This window comes from Acinetobacter puyangensis, from assembly GCF_900096995.1.
Taxonomy (GTDB): domain Bacteria; phylum Pseudomonadota; class Gammaproteobacteria; order Pseudomonadales; family Moraxellaceae; genus Acinetobacter; species Acinetobacter puyangensis.
This window is the reverse complement of sequence record NZ_OANT01000004.1, coordinates 141080-166474: the sequence shown is the minus strand read 5'-3', so window position 1 is coordinate 166474 and position 25395 is coordinate 141080. Positions and strand designations below refer to the sequence as shown.

Here is a 25395-nt window from a genome sequence, read left to right as displayed (position 1 = left end):
ACCTATCTAATTAAAAATTAAAAAGATAAGTCCGTGTCGATGGAGTTCAATATACACTCGTTTACATTGTAAACAAGCCCCCTTTCACCAAATAAATACACAGCTCTGGCTTTTGTATCTCTTGTACCAGTTACAAAGTAAAGTTATGTAAACAAAGGATTGAGGAATTACATAGCCTTTACAAAAAACCGCACACAATTGAAAAATTCAAATTTGTAAATATTTATATAAATAGAGTTATCCACAAAGTTATCTATAACGTAAAACAGGGGCTTACTGTTACCCTATGCAGCACGCAATCCATGCTATTTTTGCCACGCAAAAATATTTTTTTTGCTAAGTGTCGGAATATAAATCGATTGACGGAAGGAAAAGAAAAGTTCTGGAATGTCAAGATTGATTCACAGAAAAAAATCCCTTATCTTGTGTCTAATATTTTTATAAAACACAACTTGTAGTGTTTTATAAACATCACTTCCACTATAAAAACCAAATGACGAAACGGAGCAGTGCTGTCATGAGCGTACTCAACTCAACACCCGGTGAAATACGTGTAATTAAACGCACAGGGGATGTTGCAGAATTTAATGCAGAGAAAATATCAGTCGCAATCGGCAAAGCATTTTTGGCGGTTGAAGGCGGGCAAAGCCATGACTCGAGTCGTATTCATGACCGTATCTCCGAATTGACTGAAATGGTGCTAAATACTTTCAAACGTCGCCTACCCTCTGGCGGCACCATTCATATTGAAGAAATTCAGGATCAGGTTGAATTGGCACTGATGCGTACCGGTGAACAAAAAGTTGCCCGTGCCTATGTCATTTATCGTGAAAAACGCGCCTCAGAACGCTCTGGGAAAAATGAAAATCATCATCCGACTTTACAGATCACCAGTGCAGACGGCGTATTAAAACCACTGGATCTTGCTGCTTTACGTACCCAAGTGGAAAAAGCCAGTGCAGGTCTGGAAGGCATTGATGTCGATGCCATTATCGATGAAACAGTGAAAAATCTGTATAACGGCGTAAAAGAGTCTGACATCTCCACCACAATGATGATGGCAACCCGTACCCGTATTGAGCATGAACCGAATTATACGTATGTGACTGCCCGTTTATTGCGTGATGATCTGGTTCTGGTTGGATTAAACTTCCTTGGACTGGCTTCAGATACACTGGAAAATGATGCACTGGAAGCATTCCTGCAAACAGGTGTAGCACATGATTTACTGGATTCGGAATTATTAAATTACGATCTTAAAAAACTGGCAGCAGCAATTCGTCCAGAACGCAGTAATCAGTTTACCTATTTGGGTCTGCAAACTTTGTTTGACCGCTATTTCATTCATAAAGACGGTGTGCGTTTTGAATTGCCACAACTATTCTTTATGCGTGTGGCCATGGGTCTTGCAATTCAGGAAAAAGACCGTGAAGATCGTGCCATCGAATTCTATAACCTGTTATCCAGTTTCGATTATATGGCGTCTACACCGACCCTGTTTAATGCGGGTACATTACGTCCACAGTTATCAAGCTGCTATCTAACCACTGTACCTGATGACCTGTATGGTATTTACAGTGCGATTCGTGACAATGCTTTATTGTCCAAATGGGCTGGTGGTCTAGGCAACGACTGGACACCGGTACGTGCCTTGAATTCTTATATCAAAGGTACCAACGGTAAATCGCAAGGTGTTGTGCCCTTCCTTAAAGTGGTCAACGATACCGCTGTCGCGGTTAATCAGGGTGGTAAGCGTAAAGGTGCGGTTTGTGCCTATCTTGAAACTTGGCATCTGGACATTGAAGAATTTCTGGAATTACGTAAAAACACAGGTGATGATCGCCGTCGTACCCATGACATGAATACTGCCAATTGGGTTCCAGATCTGTTTATGCAACGGGTACTGGAAAATGGCGAATGGACGTTATTCAGCCCATCTGATGCCCCTGATCTACATGATTTAACCGGTCAGGCATTTGCTCAGCGTTATGCATATTACGAAGAGCTGGCAGATAAAAAAGAAATCCTGCATAAAAAAGTACGTGCTCAGGATTTATGGCGCAAAATGCTGTCCATGCTGTTTGAAACCGGTCACCCTTGGATCACATTTAAAGATGTCTGTAACCTGCGTTCGCCACAACAACATGTAGGCGTGGTGCATTCCTCAAATCTATGTACCGAAATCACCCTGAACACCAATCAGGATGAAATTGCGGTATGTAATCTCGGTTCCATCAATCTGGTTCGTCATATTAAAGATGGCGCACTCGATGAAGAGAAATTGCAACGCACGGTTAAAACTGCAGTTCGCATGCTCGATAACGTGATTGACATCAATTACTATGCTGTTCCCCAAGCACGCAATTCAAACCTGAAACACCGTCCGGTCGGTATGGGCATCATGGGCTTTCAGGATGCACTGTACGAACTCAACATTGGTTATGGTTCAACCGAAGCAGTGACGTTTGCAGATCGCTCTATGGAAGTGATTAGTTACTATGCGATCCATACTTCTAGTGATTTGGCGGTAGAACGTGGTCCATACGAAAGCTATAAAGGTTCACTATGGGATCAGGGTATTTTGCCGATTGACTCGCTGGATCTTGTGGCGCAAACCCGTCCGGAAGGCATGTTCGATGTTGATCGTAGCCAAACACAAGACTGGGATGCATTACGTGCCAAAGTACAAAAAGACGGTATGCGTAACTCGAACGTGATGGCGATTGCACCCACTGCAACTATTTCTAATATTTGTGGCGTATCGCAATCGATCGAACCAACATTCCAGAATTTATATGTAAAATCCAACCTTTCCGGTGAATTTACCGTGATTAACCCTTATCTTGTTCGTGCTTTAAAAGAACGTGGTTTGTGGGATGTGGTGATGGTCAATGACCTGAAACACTACGAAGGTTCTGTACAAAAAATTGCCCGTATTCCGGAAGAGTTAAAAACTATTTTTGCTACCGCATTTGAAATCGAGCCACGCTGGATTGTTGATGCTGCTTCACGTCGTCAAAAATGGATTGATCAAGCACAATCCCTGAACCTCTACATTGCTGGTGCTAACGGTAAAAAACTGGACATCACCTATAAAATGGCATGGTTACGTGGCCTGAAAACTACCTATTACCTGCGTGCACTGGGTGCAACCTCTGCGGAAAAATCGACCATCAATACCGGTGCATTGAATGCTGTAAAAGTTGGTGCTGCAACAGTCGAAGCACCACAAGCACAAGTTGCTCAGGACGACGCTTTTGCGCAGGCGGCTCCGGTACCGCAAGCATGCTCTATCGACAATCCGGATTGTGAAGCTTGTCAGTAGAATGTCAGTGACAGCTTAAATCAACACATTGCCTGATCATCGTATCAGGCAATGTGAAGTTGCCAGAAATATGGCGAATGTATGCTTGGCAAAAGGTTTTTGAAAAGCATACATTGTAAAAATCAGTCAGGTACTGATATTTGCCGATAGAACATGACAAACACACATGTAATCAAAATAAGTTATGGGGATATCTGAACCATACCGCGTTTTTAAAAACAGATATCGACAGTACTTAATTTTGCTTATATCCATTTAAGCTTAAAGTTACGGCATCTGAACATCAAAGATGTCATACAGATATTAATAAATTAGCCTAAAGAGAGTATGATATGTCAATCCTAAGCTGGGACGATTTTGACGATGATTCGCAAAAATCTGCGACTAAGACAGCCCAACCTGCGCCCGTCGCACCGCAAAAAGCGCCTGTGTCGCAAGTGGTATCTGATGCACAGCCAACACCGCAGAGCGTGGCTGCTACACAATCCAATCAACCATCTGCTGCTGGAAGAACCACAGATTCAACCGATCCGTTGGTTCGAGCATCTAAATCTCTAGAAGCACTTGATATTGCGCCAGGTCTTGAAGAACTGGAAATGGGTGCTGGTCGTGTTGAGGTGGATGATAAAGCCATGATCAACTGCCGTGCCGACCTTAACCAACTTGTACCATTTAAATATGAATGGGCTTGGCAAAAATATCTGGATGGGTGTGCCAATCACTGGATGCCACAAGAAGTCAACATGAACCATGACATCGCCTTGTGGAAATCTGAAAATGGTTTAACCGAAGATGAGCGTACCATTATTAAACGTTCACTTGGTTTCTTCTCCACTGCCGATTCACTGGTGGCAAATAATCTGGTACTGGCAATTTATCGCCTGATTACCAACCCTGAATGTCGTCAGTACATTTTACGTCAGGCCTTTGAAGAAGCTATCCATACCCATGCTTATCAATATTGTATTGAATCATTAAGTATGGATGAAGGCGAAATCTTCAACATGTATCGTGAGATTCCATCTGTTGCACGTAAAGCAGCATGGGGTTTAAAATACACTCAATCTTTGGGTGATCCAAGTTTCCGTACCGGTACGCCAGAAACAGATCAGGATCTGCTGCGCAATATGATCGCGTTCTATTGTGTACTTGAAGGGATCTTCTTCTATTGCGGTTTTAGCCAGATCTTGAGTATGGGCCGCCGTAACAAAATGAATGGTGTTGCCGAGCAATTCCAGTACATCTTGCGTGATGAATCGATGCATGTGAACTTTGGTATCGATATGATTAACCAGATCAAAATCGAAAATCCACACCTATGGACCAAAGAGTTCCAAGAAGAAGTGATTCAGATGATCCTTGAAGGTACGCTGCTGGAAATCGAATATGCGCGTGACACGATGCCACGTGGTGTATTGGGTATGAATGCCAGCATGATGGAAGAATATCTGAAATTTATCTGTAACCGCCGTTTGGTACAACTTGGTTTACCGGAACAATATCCGGGTGTGAACAATCCATTCCAATGGATGTCGGAAATGATGGACTTGCGCAAAGAGAAAAACTTCTTTGAAACCCGCGTGACTGATTATCAAACTGGTGGGGCGTTGAGCTGGTAAATTATTGAAAAACATAGAAATGCCGACAATATAGTCGGCATTTTTTATGTCCTGTCGTATTAAAACCTATACTTTAACGTCGCAACAATATTACGAGGTGTTCCATAGGTTGTGCCAGCACTTCCATACCCCAAACCAGTATAATAAGTTTTATCAAATAGATTATTAATATTCAACTGTACATTAACATTGGGATTAACCTGATAGGAACCGTTTAATGATAACAAGGTATAACCACCTTGTTTAATCAGTTCATTATCGGTGGCTTGTGTTGCAGTTTGTGCATAAACACTACCACCTATACGCCATTTTTCCCATTGTGCCGGCAACCGATAACTGGTTGAAAGTTTAAATTGTTGGCGAGGCAAACTTGGATTAAAAATTGTACCAATTATATTTGTATCAACATCTTTGGTATATTTGGTTTTTACATAAGTATAACCCGCAGTCAGTTGCCAGTGATCTGTCAATGCGCCACTAATTTCTGTTTCAAAGCCTTTACTTTCAACTTCACCAGAAGCACGTTTACAATAACCATAGGCACTGCCCGGACATGGATTGAGGCTAGATAAATCATCGACTGCACGATTTTGCTGTTCTATTAAAAAAGTTGCCAAACTTGTATTTAATCGACCATCAAAATATTCGCCTTTTAATCCCAATTCATAATTTGTACCGGTAATCGGCTTAAGTTGATTTCCATTAAGATCAATATCACTTTGTGGTTCAAAAATTTCTGTCCAGCTGGCATAGAGTGAATGCTGTGGATTTAAATCAAAAACGACGCCGGCATAAGGGGTCATTTCACCTTTTTCATCGTAACTGGTATTGGCGATTAAGTTGTCACTTTCATACCAGTTAAAGCGTGAACCCAAAATAAATTTTAAGCTATCGCTCACAGATAGACGCGTTGCAGCATATAAACCGGTTTGTTTGGTTTTAGTCTTAATATTCCATCGGGTCATATCAATATCAGGTCTGCTAATACTTGAGGAATCCCAATGATAAGGATTTACAACCGGTGCATTTGTGGTCCAGCTATCCGCAGACCAGCCACCCCAGTTCTTATTATACCGCTCCCGAGAGTTTGCACCCAGAATCAATTCATGTGTCTTGTTAAATAAAGTATAGTCGCCATTTAAAGTCAGTTCATAACTGTCTGCTTTATTATCTAATTTATAGTGTTGGGTGCTTTGATAAAATGGGCTGCCATCAACTGGATTGTTGGAATACAAGCTGCCACTGCCGGTTTGAGTTGAAAATAAAATATCCTGTTCAGGTCGCTTCCAATTACCTGAAAATTTTAGTTTCCAGTCATTGGCGAAAGTATAAGTCAGATCAGAAAAGATGGTTAAATCTTCTTGCTTCCAGAAATCAAAATCATTGGATAAATTGGTTTTTCGACTAATATTAAAAAAACTGCCATCAACATGGTTTGGAAGACCTTGTGTTCCACCATTATTGTCCACTTTACGATAGTGAATACCCAATGTTGCCAATAAATTTGGCAAAAGATCCGTTTCAATTATTCCATAGAGCTGATAATTTCGCGCATCGGCATTATCATAAAACTGATCGCTATCCTGTGCAGCAATTACTGTTCTGGCACGAATGGTTTTATCCGCATTTAATGCACCACCAATATCTACACTGGCACGGTAGTTATTCCAGCTTCCTGCACTTAAAGACACTGTACCCTGTGTTTCTGTTGTTGGGCGTTTACGTACCATATTAATGGTTGCCGATGGTGTTCCCGAACCTGTGATAAGCCCAGTTGCACCACGTACTACCTCGATACGATCATAAATATCCAGAGAGTCATTGTCAGCATTAAAAGTGCCATTTGCTCCTGTATCCAGTGTTAACCCATCGACATTGATATTGGAAATGGCAAAACCACGGGCACTAAAACTACCCGACTCACCTTGGTAATATCCTTTTTGCATCACCAAACCAGTAACATTCTGCACGGCATCATCCAAGGTGGTTAAACCTAAATCGTCAATTTGCGAACGGGTTAGAATACTCACTGATTGTGGCGTTTCTTTCATAGATAAATTCAGTTTGGTTGCGGTCTGCATTTTACCTGTAGTGTAAGAACCTGTTCCTTCTGTAGTATTTTGATCGGCATTTACCGTAATTACAGGTAACTGTGCCACGCGATCATTTGATCTTGTTTTGCCTATTGCAGTGACATCAATCGGATTTAACTGCCCCATATCCCGAACTTGTGGTATCGCTTTTTCAACAATTACATAGCCTGTGGTACTTTTTTGTGCTTGGAAATTGGTATTTTGCAAAATTCTGGCAAATCCATCGGCAATGGAATAGTTTCCGTTCAGTCCTTCACTGCGAATAGTTGCCAGTTGTTTCGCATCCATCGCAATTGCAACGTCTGACTGCGCAGCAAATTGGTTTAACACCAGATTCAGCGAATTTGTGGCAATTGCATAATTGCGGGTTTGCACCGTATCAGCAGCGATTGCACTCTGACTGAAAAACACCAAGCCGGTCGTCATGGCCAAATGAATTGAAAGGACTAAAGGTTTTACCAATGTTTGTTTTAAATATGGAGGCTTTTTCATCACATTTCCCCGTAAAAAGTAAAATCCCAATACTGTGTATTGACCTGTTTATTCATATATAGGTCGGATGAAAATCCAAACTGCGCAATCAAAATGCAAAATATTTTTAATTTTTTTATCTATTCAGTGCAAAAGTAATCTAACAATATGATTTATCTATTTATTTAAATCCATCGTTGCATATGAGAAATATATCCCTAAAGCTAATCACTCATTTGATAAGCTAAGTTTTAGAAAAATTTTTTTATTACTATAAAATTCAATTAATTAGTTTATATAAATGCTAATTCTCCTGTTCACTTCATCCAAAATGAATGTTGTGATCGTTTGACAAATGCCAAAATTAATAGGTGTATCATGACAACCTTAACCATTCAATTACCTTTTGCATTTGTTCTATTTTTTGATTAAGCCTATACTAAAAACATATACTTTTTGTGAGGTACGCCAGTGAACAGTAAAGTAACCCGCCTTTTCAAAAATGGTAGTAATCAAGCTGTACGCATTCCCAAAGAAATGGCGTTTGACAGTGAGCAAGTTCGCCTGTACCGAGAGGGAAACAAACTTATCATCGAAGCAGTACAACCAAAAGCAGGTCTTGAGCAATTACTGCAAAGCTGGCAACCATTGAATGAAGACTTTCCAGAAATTGAAGATTTACCTTTTACGACAAAAGGAATTTTCGACTAATGGATTTTCGCTATTTACTGGATACCAATATTTGCTCCGAATTGATCAAAAATCCTCAAGCTAAAGTTGCTCAAAAACTGTTTCATATTGGTACGCATTTCACTGCCATTAACTGGGTGGTCAAGGCAGAATTGCGTTTTGGTGCAAGACTTAAAAACTCTACACCATTAACTCAGCGTGTTGAAGCATTGATTCATGAGTTGAATTTTATCGATTTTAATCACAATCTTGCTTTTCATTATGCCGATATTCGTACTGAGCTTACTCAAAAAGGTGAACTCATTGGTGCCAATGATTTATGGATTGCGGCACATGCCCGCTCCTTAGATCTTTGTATTGTAACCAACAATGTAAAAGAGTTTTCTAAAGTTACTGATTTACGTATTGAAAACTGGTTTTAAATTGAAAACTGTGGAGTAAACATAAGAGGAGATCAAAATAATACAGTCATGCTCGGCTTGACCAAGCTGACCTTTACCCACATCATCTTTTTTAAATCTTTAAATTGGGCGAACGCCCTTGCGAGGCAATGCCTCTCACCCTACCCACATATCCTATTGATTCGTAGGGGCTATTGATTTGTAGGGGCTTATTGCATAAGCCCTTATGACAACACTTAAAAAGTGTAGTCTATATTTTGAGTTTTGCTATAGCATCACTACGCAACCAAGGATTTCTCTATAAATCAAAAAATTTTGTCGTGTACAGAATTATATTTTATCAATTTATTTTTTCGAGATAATGGTACGTCCCCATACATCTTGCCTTACAGTAATTGCCAGACTCTGTTGTAATAGGTCTAGTCCACTGCCATCGAGTGGCAACATCGCCGTTACTTCAATGTCATTTAATGCCCGTGCATCATATTTAAAATGTCGATCATCATAACTCTGTAAAATTGCCAGAAGCTGATCCAATGGCATCAGATCAATGGCAAGCATATGTTTTTGCCATGCAGTTTCAGCCATTTCTATTGAAATATCACGCACGGCATGAATACCCTGTGCGTCAATCATGACCTGTTGTCCTGCATGCACCTTTTGTCGTTGCAGCTGTCCATTGGCTAGGGTTGCAGTTACTTCTGTACTGGAATGCAACATGGTCAAAATCGTTGCGCGATCATGATGCTGGACAATAAACCGTGTCCCTAACGCCCGAATTCTGGCAAAACGGGTGTCAATCATAAATGGTCGTGTACTGTCTTTCGCTACATCTACCAGAATATTACCGTCCAGCAATTCAATTAAACGCTGCTGTTGATTATATTTAATATTATAGGCAGTCTGTCCACTGATCCGAATCTCAGATTGATCTGGTAAAACCTGTTCACTCCAGCTCATATAATCATTGCGTTGATCGGCAAACCAATGCTGGGTGAATGATACATACCAGAACGAGCCAAGCAAACATACCAGAAAAATAATCGATAATAATTTATAAGGTTTAAAGACCTCATCTTCTCTGGTTTGTTGGACTGCCTTCTCAACAATTTGATGCGAAAGTGCCTGTTGTCTAAGTGGATTAAATTGCTGAAAAGTGGCCTGCATTTGCTGCACCATTTCGGCATGCTTGGGATTCTGTTGCTGCCAATGTTGAAAATCCTTGCGATCCTGTTCAGTGCATTCGGCACTGTCTATTTTTAATAACCATTCAGCCACCTGCTCCATCAATTCTGTATCTGATGAAGTGCTCGAATGCTGCTGGTTGGAATGCTGCATTTAATGCTGTTGCATCCATTGATGGCAATAGACCATCGCCTTGACCAGATCAAGTTGTACTGTACGTCTGGAGACATTTAATTGCTCTGCAATTTTTTCCTGTGCTAATCCTTCTAGATAATACATTAATAAACATAATCTCTGCCGTTCCGGCAAATCACTAACCGCAAGTGTCATACGATGCAACAGTTCAAGCATCATCACTTTTTGCTCAGGTGAAACTTGTAATTCCTGTTCATTTTGTTCCAGATATTCCAGATACCTTTTTTCAACAACCTGATGTCGCACCTGATCAATGAAAATACAACGCGCAGTGGTTGCCAGATAAGCTCGAGGTTCCTTGATTAAATGTGCAGTTTTGGCAGTAAATAATTTTAAAAAAGTATCCTGTACAATATCTTCCAGATTAGCTTTATTTTTTAATTGGCGGCTTAACCATTGACTTAGCCAGTGGTAGTTTTCAGTATAAATTCTGGAAAAACTTTCATTTATTGGATCAGATGAAAAACCCATGGCATTACCAAATTAAGTTTAATATACAAATAAAGTCGCCATATAATACCTGTAATTGATAATGCTTTCTATTATTATTTAAAAAGATCATAAAAAAAGCCTTTCATTGACGAAAGGCCGAACTAAATTTTGATTTTACTTCATTAGTCTTCATTCGGTTTAATTTCACCTGACTTCACTTTTGCCAAAAAGCCATTGACTTCTTTTTTTACAATCGGCAATAGGAAATACAGACCAAGCACGTTAAAGAACGCAAGAACAAATACCAATGCATCTGCCAAGTCGATAACTGAACCTAAGCTCATGGTTGCCGCAAGAATACTCACAGCGCAAAACACAAACTTATAGGCTGTTGCACCACGATTACCAAACAGATATTGCCAGCCTTTTAGACCATAATAAGACCAGGTTAACATGGTGGTAAAAGCAAACAATACAATGGAAATGGTGAGGACAATATCAAAACCGGGTAATACAGAATTAAATGCATGGGTGGTAATTAATACGCCAGAATATTCCTTAAGTAAATAGGATCCTGTTACCACAACAACCAATGCAGTAATGGTATTGAGTATCACGGTATCAAAAAATGGCTCAAGTAAAGCAACCAAACCTTCGGTGGCTGGCTCTTTGGTTTTTACCGCAGCATGGGCAATCGGTGCAGAACCAAAACCGGCTTCATTCGAAAATGAGGCACGCTTTAACCCTTGCATTAATGCACCAATAAAACCACCAAAGGCAGCATCAGGGGTAAATGCACTGCTAATGATCAAAGCCAATGGATTAACGTATTCAGGGAGAGTCAAATCTCCCTGAAAATTATAATGTTAAAATAATCGTTTAAATTGATTTAAACACTTTATGCGGATTTAAAATACCATTAGGATCAAATAACTGTTTTAACTGCTTCATCACATTTAATGCATTTTCATCGACAGAGTAATGCAAATAATCCCGTTTTAATAAGCCAATGCCGTGCTCTGCCGAAATAGACCCCTTAAATTGACGTACCACATCATAAACAATTTCATCAAGACCATGAATCAAGTCATCAATAACCTGTTCTTCCTGATCTTTTAAATCGAGAATAATGTGCATATTACTATCGCCAATATGGCCAAAGAATAAACTCGCCAGTTGCGGATATTGTTTTGCAATGCGATCCTGACAAATCGCCTTAAACTCACCCAATTGACCAATCGGCATACTCACATCAAAACACAATGGTCGACCAGTACTAGAAATTTCGGCAGGCACTGTTTCACGGATCAACCATAACTGATGCGCTTGTGCCTGCGTTTGCGCAATCACAGCATCGAGAATTTCGCCGGTTTCAAATAATTCCGCCAAAATATTTTCTAGATCTTCAGCACTGCCTTCTACATCAAATACCGCATAAATCGGATAATGCTGGCTCAAAGGATTGGCATGATTTTGCATCCAAGAAAGACTGAGTTGATAATACTCATCCCACATCACTTCAAATGCATTGGGTGTGGTTAAGCGTTTTTGCAAATGTCTTAATAATTTTACAGCGGACAAATAATCCGGAAATGCACATAAGCATGTGGTCAGCTCTTTGGGCTGTGGCGAAAGTTTTAGTACAGCTCGTGTCACAATACCCAGTGTACCTTCTGCACCAATAAAGTTTTGTTTTAGATCATAACCGGCATTGTTTTTAATCATTTTATTCATCAGATTTAAAACACGACCATCGGCCAAGACCACTTCCATGCCCAAGACGTGATCACGCATCATGCCATAGCGAATCACCGAAAGACCACCGGCATTGGTCGCAATATTTCCGCCAATCTGGCAAGAACCACGACCACCAACATCGACCGGAAAATACAAATCCGCTGCCCGTGCTGCATTCTGCGCTTCTTCTAGGGTTAAGCCGGCTTCTACAGTCATGGTTGAGGCATAGGGATCAATTTCTTCAATTTGATTCATTTTGTCCAGTGCGATCACGATTTCATTGGCTTCGGCGATACCAGCACCAGCAACCCCAGTCATGCCACCTTGCGGCACAATTGGCTGCTTTAATTCATTACAAATGGCAAGAATTTTCGAGACTTGTTCCGTTGTTTTCGGGAACACTACAGCAAAAGGCTGAATATGCTTGTAGTTACTCCAATCGGTATAATGTCGAATATTAATTGCTTCACCCATCGCAATTTGATGATCAGCCAAAAATTCACGGCAACGTGCAATGGCTTGATGCTGGGTACTCATATAATTGATCCTTTTACCACTTGAAAATATATTTCTGCTGATAGTATTGGGCCAATCTTAGAAATTTCCAATTTATAAGAAAAATAAAGCTATTTTCTCTAAAAATAATTTTAATTAAACAAAGAGTTGTGCCACCAAAAACAGGCGTGCATAACCCGAAATTTCAATACGCTCTTGATCCAAAATTTTACAATACAGCGTACCTCCACGTTGTGATGCCTGATAGGCAATCAATTCTGATTTTCCCATTTTTTCTGCCCACAAAGGTGCAATTGCCGTATGAATCGAACCTGTCACCGGATCTTCATTAATCCCCATTGCCGGCGCAAAATAACGGGAAACGCAATCATATTTTTCATCTGTCGCGGTTATTGCCACATCTCGATTATCACTGGTAATTACAGTACGTAAATTTCCCAGTTCTACCAATTTTGCAAAATCCGGTGTTTCATCTAAAACGTCCTGAACAGATTGATATTCAATGATATAAGCCTGTGCATTGAGATAAACTGCCTTAAATGGCTTGCGCAGTGCATCACGTAAAATAGATGGATAATCTTCTATCGGCTCTGCACGGCGTATTGGAAAATTCATCTGAATTTTACCATCAGCAGCCTGATTGACAATAAAGATTCCTAATTTTTTCACATGAAAATAAATGGTTTGTTGCTCGGTGAAATCCTTAAATAACACGAATGCACTGGCTAATGTGGCATGTCCACAAAAATCTACCTCTGCCAATGGGGTAAACCAGCGAATTTCGTATTGATCGAGATCCAGAATTTTAACAAATGCCGTTTCTGATAGGTTGTTTTCCAAGGCAATTTTCTGCATCAATTGATCATCCAGCCAGTCCTCCAACACAATCACAGCTGCCGGATTGCCCTGAAATAATTGCTGGCTAAAGGCATCGACCTGATACATTTTCATGATAATTCTCTTTAAAATTTTCTTATTCAAGATTAACATCTGCGCCTTTTTGACAAAAGAAAAAGTTGGCAGTCAGGTCTTGACAAGAATATTTTTTACTCTACAATCACGCCGCACGCTATTTTTAGCCACCAGATATTTTAGAGGAGGACGTTATGCTTTTATCTATAGAGAACAACTTAACCTGATTCAGCATACGTCAGCTCACGGACATATGTTGTATCCATCATATGTCCGAATGCCAAGATTCAAGCCTAGCATTCGCTAGGTTTTTTTATGTCTATTTGATCCAGAATAAAGACAAGAAACCTAGGGCTTGTTGAGAATTAATCACATATTAAATGTAAGCCGCAAGTAAAGAATTTTAGGTTCTATTTTTGCATGGAAAATGGCTAAATTAGACTTATACTGCGTTAACCAGCTTGCCAATATGCTCATATTGGCTTCACTGGTTGCCTTGTCTAAGCCATAATTTTTCTCATTTTTCATTGCAAAGATCAAATCTCAACAAGCCTTAAATTCGGACAAAAATAAATTTGATCAGAGAAATATTATGGCCATACAAAAAATTTTAAATGCCAAAGCTGATTATGGTGTCCCCGTCAAAATCTATACACATGATATAGATGAGGACAGCATGAATCAGCTGCGCAAAATGGCACAGCTGCAATTTATTCATTCTCATATTGCAGTGATGCCAGATGTACATTTAGGGAAAGGTGCAACCGTTGGCAGTGTGATTCCGACCAAAAACGCTATTATCCCCGCGGCAGTGGGAGTTGATATTGGCTGTGGTATGAATGCCTTGCGGTTGAGTTTAACCGCATCACAGTTACCCGATAACTTAAGTGCTTTACGCAATGCCATTGAACGCAAAGTCCCGGTCGGTTTTGAAATGCACAAACAGACCAAAGCCAAAGCCTCGACACTGTCACCACTGGACAAACGGCTCAAGGTCATCACCGACAAGCATCCTGCCCTACGCAGAATGTTAAGAAGTTTTGATGTCACCTGGCAAAAACAAATTGGTACTTTAGGTGGCGGTAACCACTTTATCGAGCTGTGTATCGATGAAAATACCGATGTTTGGATCATGCTGCATTCGGGTAGTCGAGGTTTAGGCAATGTGATTGGAACATATTTTATCGAACGGGCCAAAAAAGAAGCGCAACATCGTTTTGGTCATGTACCCGATAAAGATTTATCTTACTTTGCCGAAGGTTCGTCAAGTTTTGATGATTATGTCGAAGCAGTACATTGGGCACAGGATTATGCCTTTGAAAATCGTCGTGAAATGATGCGTCTGATTTTAGAAGCGATTCGGCCATTACTACCAAGCTTCCAGATGACCAAAGAAGCGATTAACTGTCATCACAATTACGTGCAAAAAGAACTGCATTTTAATGAGGAGGTTTTTGTCACGCGTAAAGGGGCAATCCGAGCGGGACAAAATGAATACGGCATTATCCCCGGTTCGATGGGCGCAAAATCCTTTATCGTTAAAGGTAAAGGCAACCCAGAATCATTTTGTTCCTGTTCTCATGGCGCAGGAAGAAAAATGAGCCGCAGTAAAGCCAAATTATTGTTTAATCAACAAGATTTGATTGAACAAACACAAGGCATTGAATGTCGAAAAGACAAAGCTGTGGTGGATGAAATACCAGGTGCCTATAAAGACATTGATCAGGTAATGGCAAATCAAACAGACTTGATTGAAGTGGTACATACGTTAAAACAAGTCATGTGTATTAAAGGATAATCAAATGAAAATCAAAGCAATGCCGAAAATCAAAATGCGTAATCCTGTTGCACTCTCCCCCTTACTCCATAAAGGCGGGATACATGAAACAGAAAAACCCAATGCAGTCCATCGTAAAGTGCGTAAACAACAAAAGTTGGATCTTCGCAAAACGAATTGGTTAGAATAAATTCATTCACATTAAAAAAGCAGCCCACGGGCTGCTTTAAATAAAGACACTAAAGTTAAATACAGATTTATTGCGGTTGAACCACTACTTTTTTAACCCCTGTAATGTGTAAAGTTACCCGACGATCCGGCTGTAAACATGCTTTAAGTTCTGCGGTCGCTTTGCTACCAGTACAATTGGTGGTGACAGGTTGCGATTCACCCGCACTAGACACATTCATTTGTGTACTAATACCGTGACTAGCCAAATAAGACTGAATCGTTTGTGCACGTTTCATACCCAGTTCATAGTTATATTTTTCCGAACCTAATCGGTCTGTATGACCCACAATATCAATATTGTTAATGGTTACATAGGAATTGGTCACCGATTGTACCAGACGATTCAAAGTATCCTGCCCTTGAGGTAAGAGATCCGATACAGAAGAACCATTAAACTTAAATAAAGCATCGGCAGACAAGTTAATGGTTTCACTTTCGACTCTAGGTTGTGGTGCTGGAGGCGGAACGGGTACAGGTTCTGCAACTGGTTGTATTTCAACTGCTGGCGCTGCTGGTTTTAAGTGACCACCTAATACCACATTTAAACCTGCCAACGCAGTATAATTCCAGAATTCTTCATCAGCATTATAAGTGGCACGTGCTTCAGTGCGTAAAGATAAGGCATCATTGATACGATAAAATGCGCCCACACCTGCATTTCCTAATGTCCCTTCTTCTTTCAAACCACGTCCTGCACGACCCAATTCTGCGGCAGTCGCATCATTAAAATCATATTTATAATGACCAGCCCCGACCAGAACATAGGGCTTAAATTTACTGTCATAATTTTTGGTAATTAAATCCGAAGTCACATAAAAATTACCGTTGATTTGTTGCTGTTTATACTGCGCACCATCTAGTCGATTGCCTTCGACATTGATATCGCCCTTCACTTGATTATATTCTGCTTCAAAACCTAACCAAGGTGTCAATTCCACTCCGATCGCTGCACCAACAAATAGATCATCCTGAATCTCAGCTCTATCGCTAAGATTACCCTTGTCGCCTCCATTATTATTTTGAGTATCTTGAAAAGTATAACCCAACATTAATGGAGTCACGGTGACACCAGCATTCGCCAAAGTAAACGGCGTAGCAAGCAACAAAGCACATGCCATATGATTCAATTTCATTCTATCTCTCCAGTAGAACCCATGTAAAAATTGCTTGTAGATATAAAGAATTATCTATATTGATGGGAACTATAGAGTGAAGAAAGAAATTACAATATGAAGGTTTGGTATAAAAAAAGCAGCCCGTAGGCTGCTTTTTTTATATAAAATGTAACAATTTATTATTGAGCTGCTTGACCTGGTTGTACCAGAACTGTGCGGCTACCAGTGATTGTAGCGAACACACGACGGTTCATTGCACGACCTTCTTTAGTGTTGTTGTCAGCAATTGGTTGATCCCATGCAAAACCTTGAGTACTTAAACGGTTTGCATCGATACCAAACTCATTCACAAGTGAAGATTTCACAGAATCAGCACGCGCTAAAGATAAACGTTCGTTTAACTTACGTGGACCAGTGTTATCTGTGTGACCATCAATCTGAGCTGTTGCATTTGGATATTCAACCAATTTTTCAGCAACTTTAGCGATTTCAGGTTTGTATTGATCTTTGATATTAGATTTGTTGGTATCAAAGAATACACGAAGTTCAAGTTTAAGATCTTCTGTGATTTCTTTTGGTTGTTCAGGTTCAGGTTGAACTTCAACAGGAGGCTGAACTGGTTCAACTTCAACGACAGGTGCAGCTGGTTTCAAGTGGCCGCCCAGTACAACTTGAAGAGCTGCCAAGCCTTGGCCTTCCCACCAGTTGTTATCAAAGTTATGGATTGCACGAGCTTCTGTACGTAATGTCAGAGCATCGTTTAATTGCCATAATACACCAGCACCTAAGTTACCGATTGTATCTTTGGTTGCACCAGCACCATCAACAGACAAACGTGACCAACCACCGCCCAACAAAGCATAAGGTTTTACTTTGCTGTCATAGTTACCAGTGAAAACATCACTAGTAGCAATAAAGTTTAAGCTTGCATTTTCATGTTTAGCATCAACTTTACCAGCCTGACGCAAATTCTCAGCATCAGTTTTAGTTTGTTGATATTCAAACTCAGCTTGTAACCATGGGGTAAGTTCTGCACCGATTGCAGCACCAACAGCTAAATCATCTTTAATATCAGTGGCATCATTTTTAACACCAGTGTATGTTTCAGAAATCTTTTTATCTGCACTATCTGGGTACCAGTGATAACCCAGAATCAAAGGGGTAACAGTGATACCAGCATTTGCTGCAGCAAATGGAGCAGCAACTAACATTGCAAGTGCAATACGACTCATTTTCATGGAATTCCTCCAGATTAACAATTTGTTGTTTAACGCAAGCCTAAAACTTATTATAAGCGCGCATAGTATACACAGATTTATGTATTTTAAGCCACTTACTCTTAATTTTACCGCTATTAAAAATGTTTTCCAATAGCTTACAACCTTCATTTGTCAATATTATTGACAAATTTGTTTACAATTTCCGTTGTATTTAAGTAAATTGAACAGAATCTATTTGGATGCAAATCAGTGTAGTGCTATTTTCCAGTTTTTTCTATAGTTTTAAACAGAATCGTTTCTAGTCACTATAATTTTTTGTTATTTTCAACTATATTAGCCTAAAATTCAAACAAAAAGTAAGATGAGAATGAACATAAAACATATGCCATCTGGCTTTACCTTGATCGAATTAATGATCACAATTTTAATATTGGTGGTCATTATTACAATATCAGCTCCACACTTTTCCTCCATTTTTGCACTTATTGAATCAAAAAAAGTATCGACAACCATTCAGACTGTTCTCCGAGAAAGTCGAGATTATGCATTCTCACACCGAAAAAGAATCGCGATTTGTGGCAGTCATAATGGGATAACTTGTGATGAACAGGCTTGGGGAATGGGATTATTGGTCTTCCATGATAAGACTTCAAATAGAATTCGTGATCCACATGAAGATATTTATCAATTCCTTCACTTCGATTTAAAATATGGCAATCTTAACTGGAAAGGTTTTGGGATTGGAGGAAATATTGTTTTTCAGCCCGATACAGGTTTACCACGAGGCTCTAATGGTTCCTTCTATTATTGTGCAAATTTGTCTGAAAATACACGTCGGATTGTTGTCAGCCCGATGGGACACAGCAGAATAGAACCCCATCAATGTTGAGTATTGCTCTATGCTTAATTAAATGGTCATTTTCAAGTGCATATACATCCCAAAATCTACTGAATAGTCAGTCTAGGTTTTGTACAAAAATAGATAAAGACGATATAGTCAAAGAATTTGATGGAAATTGACATTCAACGGAGGAAAACACATGACAGAGATTGTAATTATTAATGGTGCACGTACCGCAATGGGTGGTTTTCAAGGTGCTTTATCTGCCAAAACAGCACCGGAATTGGGTGCGATTACCATTAAAGAAGCCGTTGCCCGTGCCGGATTACAGCCCACAGACATCGAAGAAGTCATTATGGGCTGTGTATTACCTGCTGGTTTAAAACAGGGTCCTGCACGTCAGGCAATGCGTCTGGCAGGCCTACCAGATCATACAGGTGCAGTAACGATTAACAAATTATGTGGCTCGGGCATGAAAGCTGTAATGCAGGCAGCTGATATGATCAAGGCAGGTAGCGCCGAAATTGTGGTTGCAGGCGGCATGGAATCAATGAGCAATGCACCTTATATTTTAGCAAAAGCACGTACTGGCTATCGCATGGGACATGGCGAAATCAAAGACCATATGTTCTTAGATGGTCTAGAAGATGCAGAAACAGGTCGTTTAATGGGCTCTTTTGCACAGGATATGGCAAATACACGCAACTATAGCCGTGAGCAAATGGATGAATTTGCGATTCGCTCATTAAAACGTGCACAAGTAGCCATCAATCAGGGATATTTCAAAGATGAGATCACACCTGTGACCATTTCATCGCGTCAAGGTGACATTGTCGTTGACCAAGATGAACAGCCACTAAATGCAAAACTGGATAAGATCCCATCACTTAAACCTGCATTTGCAAAAGATGGAACAATCACCGCAGCCAATGCCAGCTCAATCTCGGATGGTGCTTCTGCACTTGTTCTGACTTCCAGCGAAATCGCAACTCAACGTGGTTTAAAACCACTGGCAAAAATTGTTGCAACAGCATCAAACTCACAACATCCATCTGAATTTACCATTGCTCCAGTGGGTGCTATTAAAAAAGTTTTAGAGAAAGCTGGCTGGCAAGCACAAGATGTCGATCTTTGGGAAATCAATGAAGCTTTTGCAATGGTAACCATGGCAGCGATTGATGATTTCCAGCTTGATGCAGAAAAAGTCAATATTCATGGTGGTGCCTGTGCTTTGGGTCATCCCGTTGGTTCAACTGGTTCCCGTATTATTTTATCGCTTATTCATGCACTTAAACGTACAGGCGGGAAAAAAGGCGTTGCCAGCTTATGTATTGGTGGTGGTGAAGCGACCGCAGTTGCCATTGAATTGATTTAATTTTATCTCATAAAAAATCCCGCAAACATTTTGCGGGATTCTCAAATTTAACCAGCTTAACGTCCGGTTTGATAATGTGCAGTTGCAACTGCTGTAGATGACTGATACGGCTGGGTAAAATCATTTAAGCCAGCAGCAGCTTCCTCGATATCTTTGCCTTCTTTAATCACAAAACTATCAAAACCACTGCGCTTTAAATAATTGAGAACATCTTTAAAAATATCCCCCACCGCACGCAACTCACCCTGATAACCCTGACGACGTAATAAAGCTGCAAAAGAATAGCCACGCCCGTCATTGAATCCGGCAAATTCAATAAAAATAGTGTCGAGTTGTTCAAGTGGAAATTGATGATCTTCAGGTGAAGCATCAACCGTCACATACAAAGCTTTTTTACCACTGATATTACTAAGTTGATCAAGCTGCTCAACTGTTAGCAGCACATCACCCTGTGGCAACACACCATCTTCACCAATAACCTGATAGCTATTTTCAAAAATACGACCATCTTTGGCGAGCACTTTTAATTGTAAATTAAATAATGCAGAATTAAGCATATGCACGCTCCTTAAATGGTTGAATACCAATACGACGATAGGTATCTAGAAAACGCTCTTCATTTTGGCGTAGATCCAGATAAGTATTTAAGATTTCTTCAATCACATCAGGCACAGCTTCGGCCGCAAAAGATGGTCCGAGAATATCGCCAATGGAGGAATCATGATCGGAGTTGCCGCCAAGGGTAATTTGATAGAACTCCGCACCTTTTTTGTCCACACCTAAAATACCGATATTCCCCACATGGTGATGACCACAGGCATTCATACAACCAGAAATATTTAGATCCAGTTTACCCAGATTGTATACGCTATCCAGATCTTCAAAACGACGGGTAATCGCTTCGGAAATTGGAATAGATTTGGCATTGGCTAGTGAACAATAATCACCGCCAGGACAGCAAATGATATCGGTAATAAAACCAATATGCGCACGTGCCATATCTGCCTGATCCAGTTTTTGCCACAGTTCAAATACATCTTTTTGTGGTACATCAGCCAGCACGATATTTTGTTCGTGGGTGGTGCGTAACTCACCAAAGGTATATTGATCGGCCAGATCAGCGATAAAGTTCATTTCTTCAGTGGTCATGTCACCCGGTGCAATACCTGCACGCTTTAGATTGATGGTGACGATGCGATAGCCTTTTACTTTATGGGCATTGGTGTTGACATTAAACCACTGTTTGAATTTCGGATATTGTGCAAATAATTCACTGAAGTCTTCATCTGCATAATCCTGATAATCAAAGGGATAAAATTCTTTATCCAATTTTTGTAGCAGGTCAGGCGATACTTTCTTTTGATCACGAATCTTAGCAAATTCTGCTTCAACTTTTTCAGCAAAAACTGGTGGTGTTAAAGCTTTAACCAGAATTTTAATCCGCGCCTTGTATTTATTATCACGACGACCATGCAAGTTATACACACGTAAAACTGCTTCCAGATAGCCAATTAAATCTTCAGGTGCTAAAAAGTCACGAATGAATGTACCAATCACCGGGGTACGGCCCAAACCACCGCCCACTTTGATTTTATAGCCTAACTCACCTGCTTCATTTTTTACGATATACACACCGATATCATGAAAAGATGTCGCTGCACGATCGGTTTCTTCCAGTGCAGATACGGCGATTTTGAATTTACGCGGCAAGAATGCAAATTCCGGATGGAAAGTACTCCATTGACGAATCAATTCACAAGTCGGACGTGGATCAGCAAGTTCACCTGCAATCACGCCTGCATATTGATCGGTTGTAGTATTACGAATACAGTTACCGGAGGTCTGAATGGCATGCATTTGTACCGATGCCAGCTCTTCCAGAATATCGGGCACGCTTTCCAGCGCAGGCCAGTTTAACTGGATATTCTGACGAGTAGAAACGTGTGCATAACCACGATCATATTTTTGACTGATTTCAGCAATCTTGCGCAGTTGTTTGGAGTTCATCAAACCATATGGCACTGCAATACGAAGCATTGGTGCATAACGTTGAACATATAATCCATTTTGCAGGCGCAACGGACGATATTCATCTTCCGTCAGTTTACCCGCTAGATAACGTTCAGTTTGATCACGAAACTGGGCAACACGTTCATTGACAAGCTGTTGATCGAAGTCGGTATATAAATACATGGCGTAAGGCTAGTAGATAATGATAAAGAGGTGCAGCATAACGGTATTTTGCTCATCAATAAAATGCTTTTTTTGTATAATAAAATTCGATTTTATTGATAAGCATAGATTTTAAATGACAATAAAAAAGCTGACTCATTTAGAATCAGCTTTTTTGAATGCTTTTTTAGGATGAATTAGAAAGGTGCATCGATATCAGCAACACCAATTAATTTATGGTTTACAAACTCTTTGATACCTAAACCAATCAATTCACGACCAAAACCTGAATGTTTTACACCACCAAAAGGTAAATCTGCTTTTACCATCGTTGGATGATTGACATATACCATACCGGTATAGATTTGTTTTGCAACTTTTACACCACGCGCATGATCTTGGGTGAAAACAGAACCACCCAAACCAAATGGCGTATCATTGGCAATACGAATCGCATCGGCTTCATCTTTGGCGCGATAAAGCTGTGTAACGGGGCCAAAGAACTCCCACAAACGTGCTTCATTATTTTCATGCAGATTAGTCATCAATAATGGCTGGAAGAATGCACCTTGTTCTGGTACTGGCGCACCAATCACTTCAACTTCTGCCCCTTCCGCTTTAGCTTTTTCAACCTGTTTTCTCAAATCATCAGCTGCTTTTTGAGAAGAAAGTGGTGCAAGTGTCGTTTCCGGATCCATTGGATCGCCTGCTTTTAATTTTGCAACGCCCGCTTTGTAAAGTTCAAGGAATTCGTCATAGATGGCATCGACAACAATTAATCGTTTTGAAGATACGCACACCTGACCCGCATTCCAATGACGACCCATCACCGCCCAATCTACTGTTTTTTGCAAATCAGCATCTTCCAATACCACAAATGCATCCGCGCCGCCCAGTTCTAGCGTAGATTTCTTCAATGCTTTACCCGCTTCGGCAGCAACAATTGCGCCGGCAGCTTCGGATCCTGTTAATGCAACACCGCAAACGCGTGGATCGTTTAAGATAAGTGATGTATGTTCGTGGGCTAAATACAGGTTTTTAAAGCCACCTTTAGGCAAACCGGCTTCAAGCATCAACTGCTCAAAAATATTTGCACTTTGCGGTACATTTGAAGCATGTTTAAGTAATATCGTATTACCAGCAGACAATTGTGGGGCAAGAATACGAGCGATTTGATAGAACGGGAAGTTCCAAGGTTCAATCGCTAACAATACACCCTGCGGCTCATGATAAAGTTCTGCTTCAACACCTTGCGCATCGGTAGGTAATTTTTCCGGAGCCAGTAAATTTTCTGCATTTTTTGCATAATATTCTAAAATCTCGGCAGAAAGAATTGTTTCCAATTTTGCTTCAGTAAACAACTTACCCATTTCAAGGGTTAAATATTTTGCATATTTATCTGTTTCATTTCGCAAGATATTCGCTGCTTTATTTAAAATTGCAGCACGTTCGGCAAAACTTGTTTCCCGCCATTGTAAAAACGTTCCATAGGCAGCCTCAATCGCCTGTTTAACTTCCTGCTCAGTTGCATTCGGGAAAGTTTTTAAAGTTTCTCCAGTGTAGGGATTTACAGTTACATATGCCATGACGATTGTCCTCTATTTCCAGCAAATTTTTGTGTCTGCTGTTTAATCTATAGTATGTGTTGAATAACATAGTGTACGATTTGAGAAATTCAATTAAATTTCCAACCAGTTTTACATTTTCACATCCAAGCACACAAAGCATAAACAAAAAGCTTTTCAAACGGCCAGTAATTTTTATTAAATAAGGTCATTATTGGTTTTCTTGATCATAGAATAGACAATAATTCTCATTCTTTACCAAGTGCCAGTATTCAATTGCTGCCCAACAAAATCATAGCGGGCTTTAGATCGGGAAAATTTAATTGGATGCGCAAGTTGTGACTCGGTTTGCTCTCCATTTGCCAAAGGCACATTTACTAACCATTGTCTTTGTTGCGCCAGTTCAGACTTTAAAGCCTCGGCTAAACTTAATACCGGTTCTACACAAAGATCCAATGTCTTAAATAATGTGACCCAATGTGCCAAAGGCTGGGAGGCAATTTTTTCAGTTAAAGCGTGTTTTACACACTTCTGATCTTCTGCTAAAAGAGAGGCACCTTTTTCTGCCAAAATCGGTAATTGTAAAATCTCTGCCAAACCAAGCATAAATTGGGGTTCCAGACTCCCAATCGATAAATACTGTTGGTCAGCTGTCACATAATAATCGTAAAAACTTGCCCCGTTTAGTACAGCACCTTCCGCGCTTTGAAGTTGTTGCCCTGCCAAAGTCGCTGCGCCTGCCATACTATTTAAGGTCACGCTGCAATCTGTCATCGAAATATCAATATATTGTCCCAATCCGCTGCGCTGTCGTTCAATCACTGCGGCCAAGATGCCAATCACGGCATGTAATGAACCACCTGCCACATCAGCAATTTGAATGCCTAATGGTGGTGGCCCACTCGCTTGTCTCCCCGAATGTCCGGCAATACCAGATACAGCCAAATAATTGATATCATGCCCCGCCCGATCTTTATAGTCACCTGTTTGTCCATAACCAGTCACCGAACAATAAATCAGTCTAGGATTTATTTTTGACAATGTTTCGTAATCCAGACCGAGGCGCTGCATTACCCCGGGACGGAACTGTTCCAGCAAAATATCAAAATCCTGAATCTTTCCCTTGATGCGCTCGATGCTTTTTTGATCTTTTAAATCCATCGCTATAGATTGTTTATTACGATTTAGATAACTATGTGCTGTTGCCTGTCCATTGGCATAAGGTGGCATTACTCTTACGAGGTCAATACGTGTCGGTGATTCAATATGTATTACCTCTGCGCCCATATCTGCCAGCATCATGGTTGCAAAAGGGCCGGGAAGAAGCGTTGAAAAATCAATAACTTTTAAGCCGAATAAAGCACCTTCCATATTTATCATTCCTTAAAAATATTAGAGTTGGCCTCTACACTACGCATAAAAAAACGTCACGACAATATTATTTTCAATCATTCCAATTGATTTTTTCTACCAAAATAAATCATATTAGACTAAAGTTAAGGTGGCTAAAAAATAAAATTAAG

20 protein-coding genes are annotated in these 25395 nt (G+C 40.2%); 8 read left to right on the top strand and 12 right to left on the bottom strand.

All coding sequences use genetic code 11. The features are described from left to right. Positions 1 to 493 precede the first annotated feature (493 nt). Positions 494 to 3325 carry a ribonucleoside-diphosphate reductase subunit alpha gene (locus CRO21_RS09310; protein ID WP_097079041.1) on the top strand — a complete coding sequence of 944 codons (2832 nt, stop codon included), beginning with the start codon at positions 494 to 496 and terminating at the stop codon, positions 3323 to 3325. Between the two features lie 332 nt (positions 3326 to 3657). Then, entirely contained in the window at positions 3658 to 4944 is a 1287-nt protein-coding gene (locus CRO21_RS09305) for a ribonucleotide-diphosphate reductase subunit beta (protein ID WP_097079040.1), read from the top strand. 59 nt (positions 4945 to 5003) lie between these two features. On the opposite strand, the gene CRO21_RS09300 is transcribed toward CRO21_RS09305, so the two are convergent. Continuing rightward, entirely contained in the window at positions 5004 to 7529 is a 2526-nt protein-coding gene (locus CRO21_RS09300; RefSeq protein WP_097079039.1) for a TonB-dependent siderophore receptor, read from the bottom strand. Positions 7530 to 7979: 450 nt separating this feature from the next. On the opposite strand from CRO21_RS09300, the gene CRO21_RS09295 reads away from it, so the two are divergent. Both CRO21_RS09295 and CRO21_RS09290 read left to right on the top strand, forming a co-directional pair. Further along, positions 7980 to 8219, top strand: coding sequence for an antitoxin (locus tag CRO21_RS09295; protein WP_213064417.1), 240 nt, complete (start codon positions 7980 to 7982; stop codon positions 8217 to 8219). Further along, the gene (locus CRO21_RS09290; RefSeq protein ID WP_097079038.1) at positions 8219 to 8620 is read left to right on the top strand and encodes a PIN domain-containing protein; all 402 of its coding nucleotides are present in this window, start codon (positions 8219 to 8221) and stop codon (positions 8618 to 8620) included. Before CRO21_RS09295 ends, CRO21_RS09290 begins: the two co-directional genes overlap by 1 nt. Positions 8621 to 8944: 324 nt before the next feature. On the opposite strand, the gene CRO21_RS09285 is transcribed toward CRO21_RS09290, so the two are convergent. The 5 genes from CRO21_RS09285 to CRO21_RS09265 form a co-directional block, all read right to left on the bottom strand. Continuing rightward, positions 8945 to 9937 carry a FecR family protein gene (locus CRO21_RS09285; protein ID WP_097079037.1) on the bottom strand — a complete coding sequence of 331 codons (993 nt, stop codon included), beginning with the start codon at positions 9935 to 9937 and terminating at the stop codon, positions 8945 to 8947. Then, entirely contained in the window at positions 9938 to 10450 is a 513-nt protein-coding gene (locus CRO21_RS09280; protein ID WP_097079036.1) for an RNA polymerase sigma factor, read from the bottom strand. It lies immediately after the preceding gene. A gap of 143 nt (positions 10451 to 10593) precedes the next feature. Next, on the bottom strand, positions 10594 to 11256 hold the full coding sequence (locus CRO21_RS09275) for an alanine:cation symporter family protein (RefSeq protein ID WP_097079035.1): 663 nt from the start codon (positions 11254 to 11256) through the stop codon (positions 10594 to 10596). A gap of 34 nt (positions 11257 to 11290) precedes the next feature. Continuing rightward, positions 11291 to 12685, bottom strand: coding sequence for an FAD-binding oxidoreductase (locus CRO21_RS09270; protein ID WP_097079034.1), 1395 nt, complete (start codon positions 12683 to 12685; stop codon positions 11291 to 11293). A gap of 114 nt (positions 12686 to 12799) precedes the next feature. Beyond that, entirely contained in the window at positions 12800 to 13615 is an 816-nt protein-coding gene (locus CRO21_RS09265; protein WP_097079033.1) for a PhzF family phenazine biosynthesis protein, read from the bottom strand. Positions 13616 to 14168: 553 nt separating this feature from the next. Between CRO21_RS09265 and CRO21_RS09260 the strand changes: the two genes are divergently transcribed. Further along, the gene (locus CRO21_RS09260) at positions 14169 to 15374 is read left to right on the top strand and encodes an RtcB family protein (protein ID WP_097079032.1); all 1206 of its coding nucleotides are present in this window, start codon (positions 14169 to 14171) and stop codon (positions 15372 to 15374) included. A 4-nt stretch (positions 15375 to 15378) separates the two neighbouring features. Beyond that, the gene (locus CRO21_RS17560; protein WP_171294020.1) at positions 15379 to 15543 is read left to right on the top strand and encodes a hypothetical protein; all 165 of its coding nucleotides are present in this window, start codon (positions 15379 to 15381) and stop codon (positions 15541 to 15543) included. Between the two features lie 67 nt (positions 15544 to 15610). Here the strand turns inward: CRO21_RS17560 and CRO21_RS09255 are convergent, their stop codons facing one another. Both CRO21_RS09255 and omp38 read right to left on the bottom strand, forming a co-directional pair. Then, entirely contained in the window at positions 15611 to 16717 is a 1107-nt protein-coding gene (locus tag CRO21_RS09255) for an OmpA family protein (RefSeq protein ID WP_097079031.1), read from the bottom strand. Between the two features lie 161 nt (positions 16718 to 16878). Next, the gene (gene omp38 / locus CRO21_RS09250; protein ID WP_097079030.1) at positions 16879 to 17937 is read right to left on the bottom strand and encodes an outer membrane protein Omp38; all 1059 of its coding nucleotides are present in this window, start codon (positions 17935 to 17937) and stop codon (positions 16879 to 16881) included. 349 nt (positions 17938 to 18286) lie between these two features. Here omp38 and CRO21_RS09245 point away from each other — a divergent pair, with 349 nt between their 5' ends. Beyond that, positions 18287 to 18808, top strand: coding sequence for a GspH/FimT family protein (locus CRO21_RS09245; RefSeq protein ID WP_171294019.1), 522 nt, complete (start codon positions 18287 to 18289; stop codon positions 18806 to 18808). A gap of 151 nt (positions 18809 to 18959) precedes the next feature. Then, positions 18960 to 20135 carry a thiolase family protein gene (locus CRO21_RS09240; RefSeq protein WP_097079028.1) on the top strand — a complete coding sequence of 392 codons (1176 nt, stop codon included), beginning with the start codon at positions 18960 to 18962 and terminating at the stop codon, positions 20133 to 20135. A 56-nt stretch (positions 20136 to 20191) separates the two neighbouring features. Here CRO21_RS09240 and CRO21_RS09235 read toward each other — a convergent pair whose 3' ends face one another. The 4 genes from CRO21_RS09235 to CRO21_RS09220 all read right to left on the bottom strand — a co-directional run bounded on the left by CRO21_RS09235 (position 20192) and on the right by CRO21_RS09220 (position 25243). Beyond that, complete coding sequence (locus tag CRO21_RS09235) at positions 20192 to 20692, bottom strand: DUF934 domain-containing protein (protein ID WP_097079027.1); 501 nt, start codon at positions 20690 to 20692, stop codon at positions 20192 to 20194. Next, positions 20685 to 22328 carry a nitrite/sulfite reductase gene (locus CRO21_RS09230; RefSeq protein WP_097079026.1) on the bottom strand — a complete coding sequence of 548 codons (1644 nt, stop codon included), beginning with the start codon at positions 22326 to 22328 and terminating at the stop codon, positions 20685 to 20687. The genes CRO21_RS09235 and CRO21_RS09230 overlap by 8 nt, the downstream gene beginning before the upstream one ends. A gap of 176 nt (positions 22329 to 22504) precedes the next feature. After that, complete coding sequence (locus tag CRO21_RS09225; RefSeq protein WP_097079025.1) at positions 22505 to 23893, bottom strand: NAD-dependent succinate-semialdehyde dehydrogenase; 1389 nt, start codon at positions 23891 to 23893, stop codon at positions 22505 to 22507. 234 nt (positions 23894 to 24127) lie between these two features. Next, positions 24128 to 25243, bottom strand: a complete 1116-nt coding sequence (locus CRO21_RS09220) for a CaiB/BaiF CoA transferase family protein (RefSeq protein WP_097079024.1) — start codon at positions 25241 to 25243, stop codon at positions 24128 to 24130. Positions 25244 to 25395 lie beyond the last annotated feature (152 nt).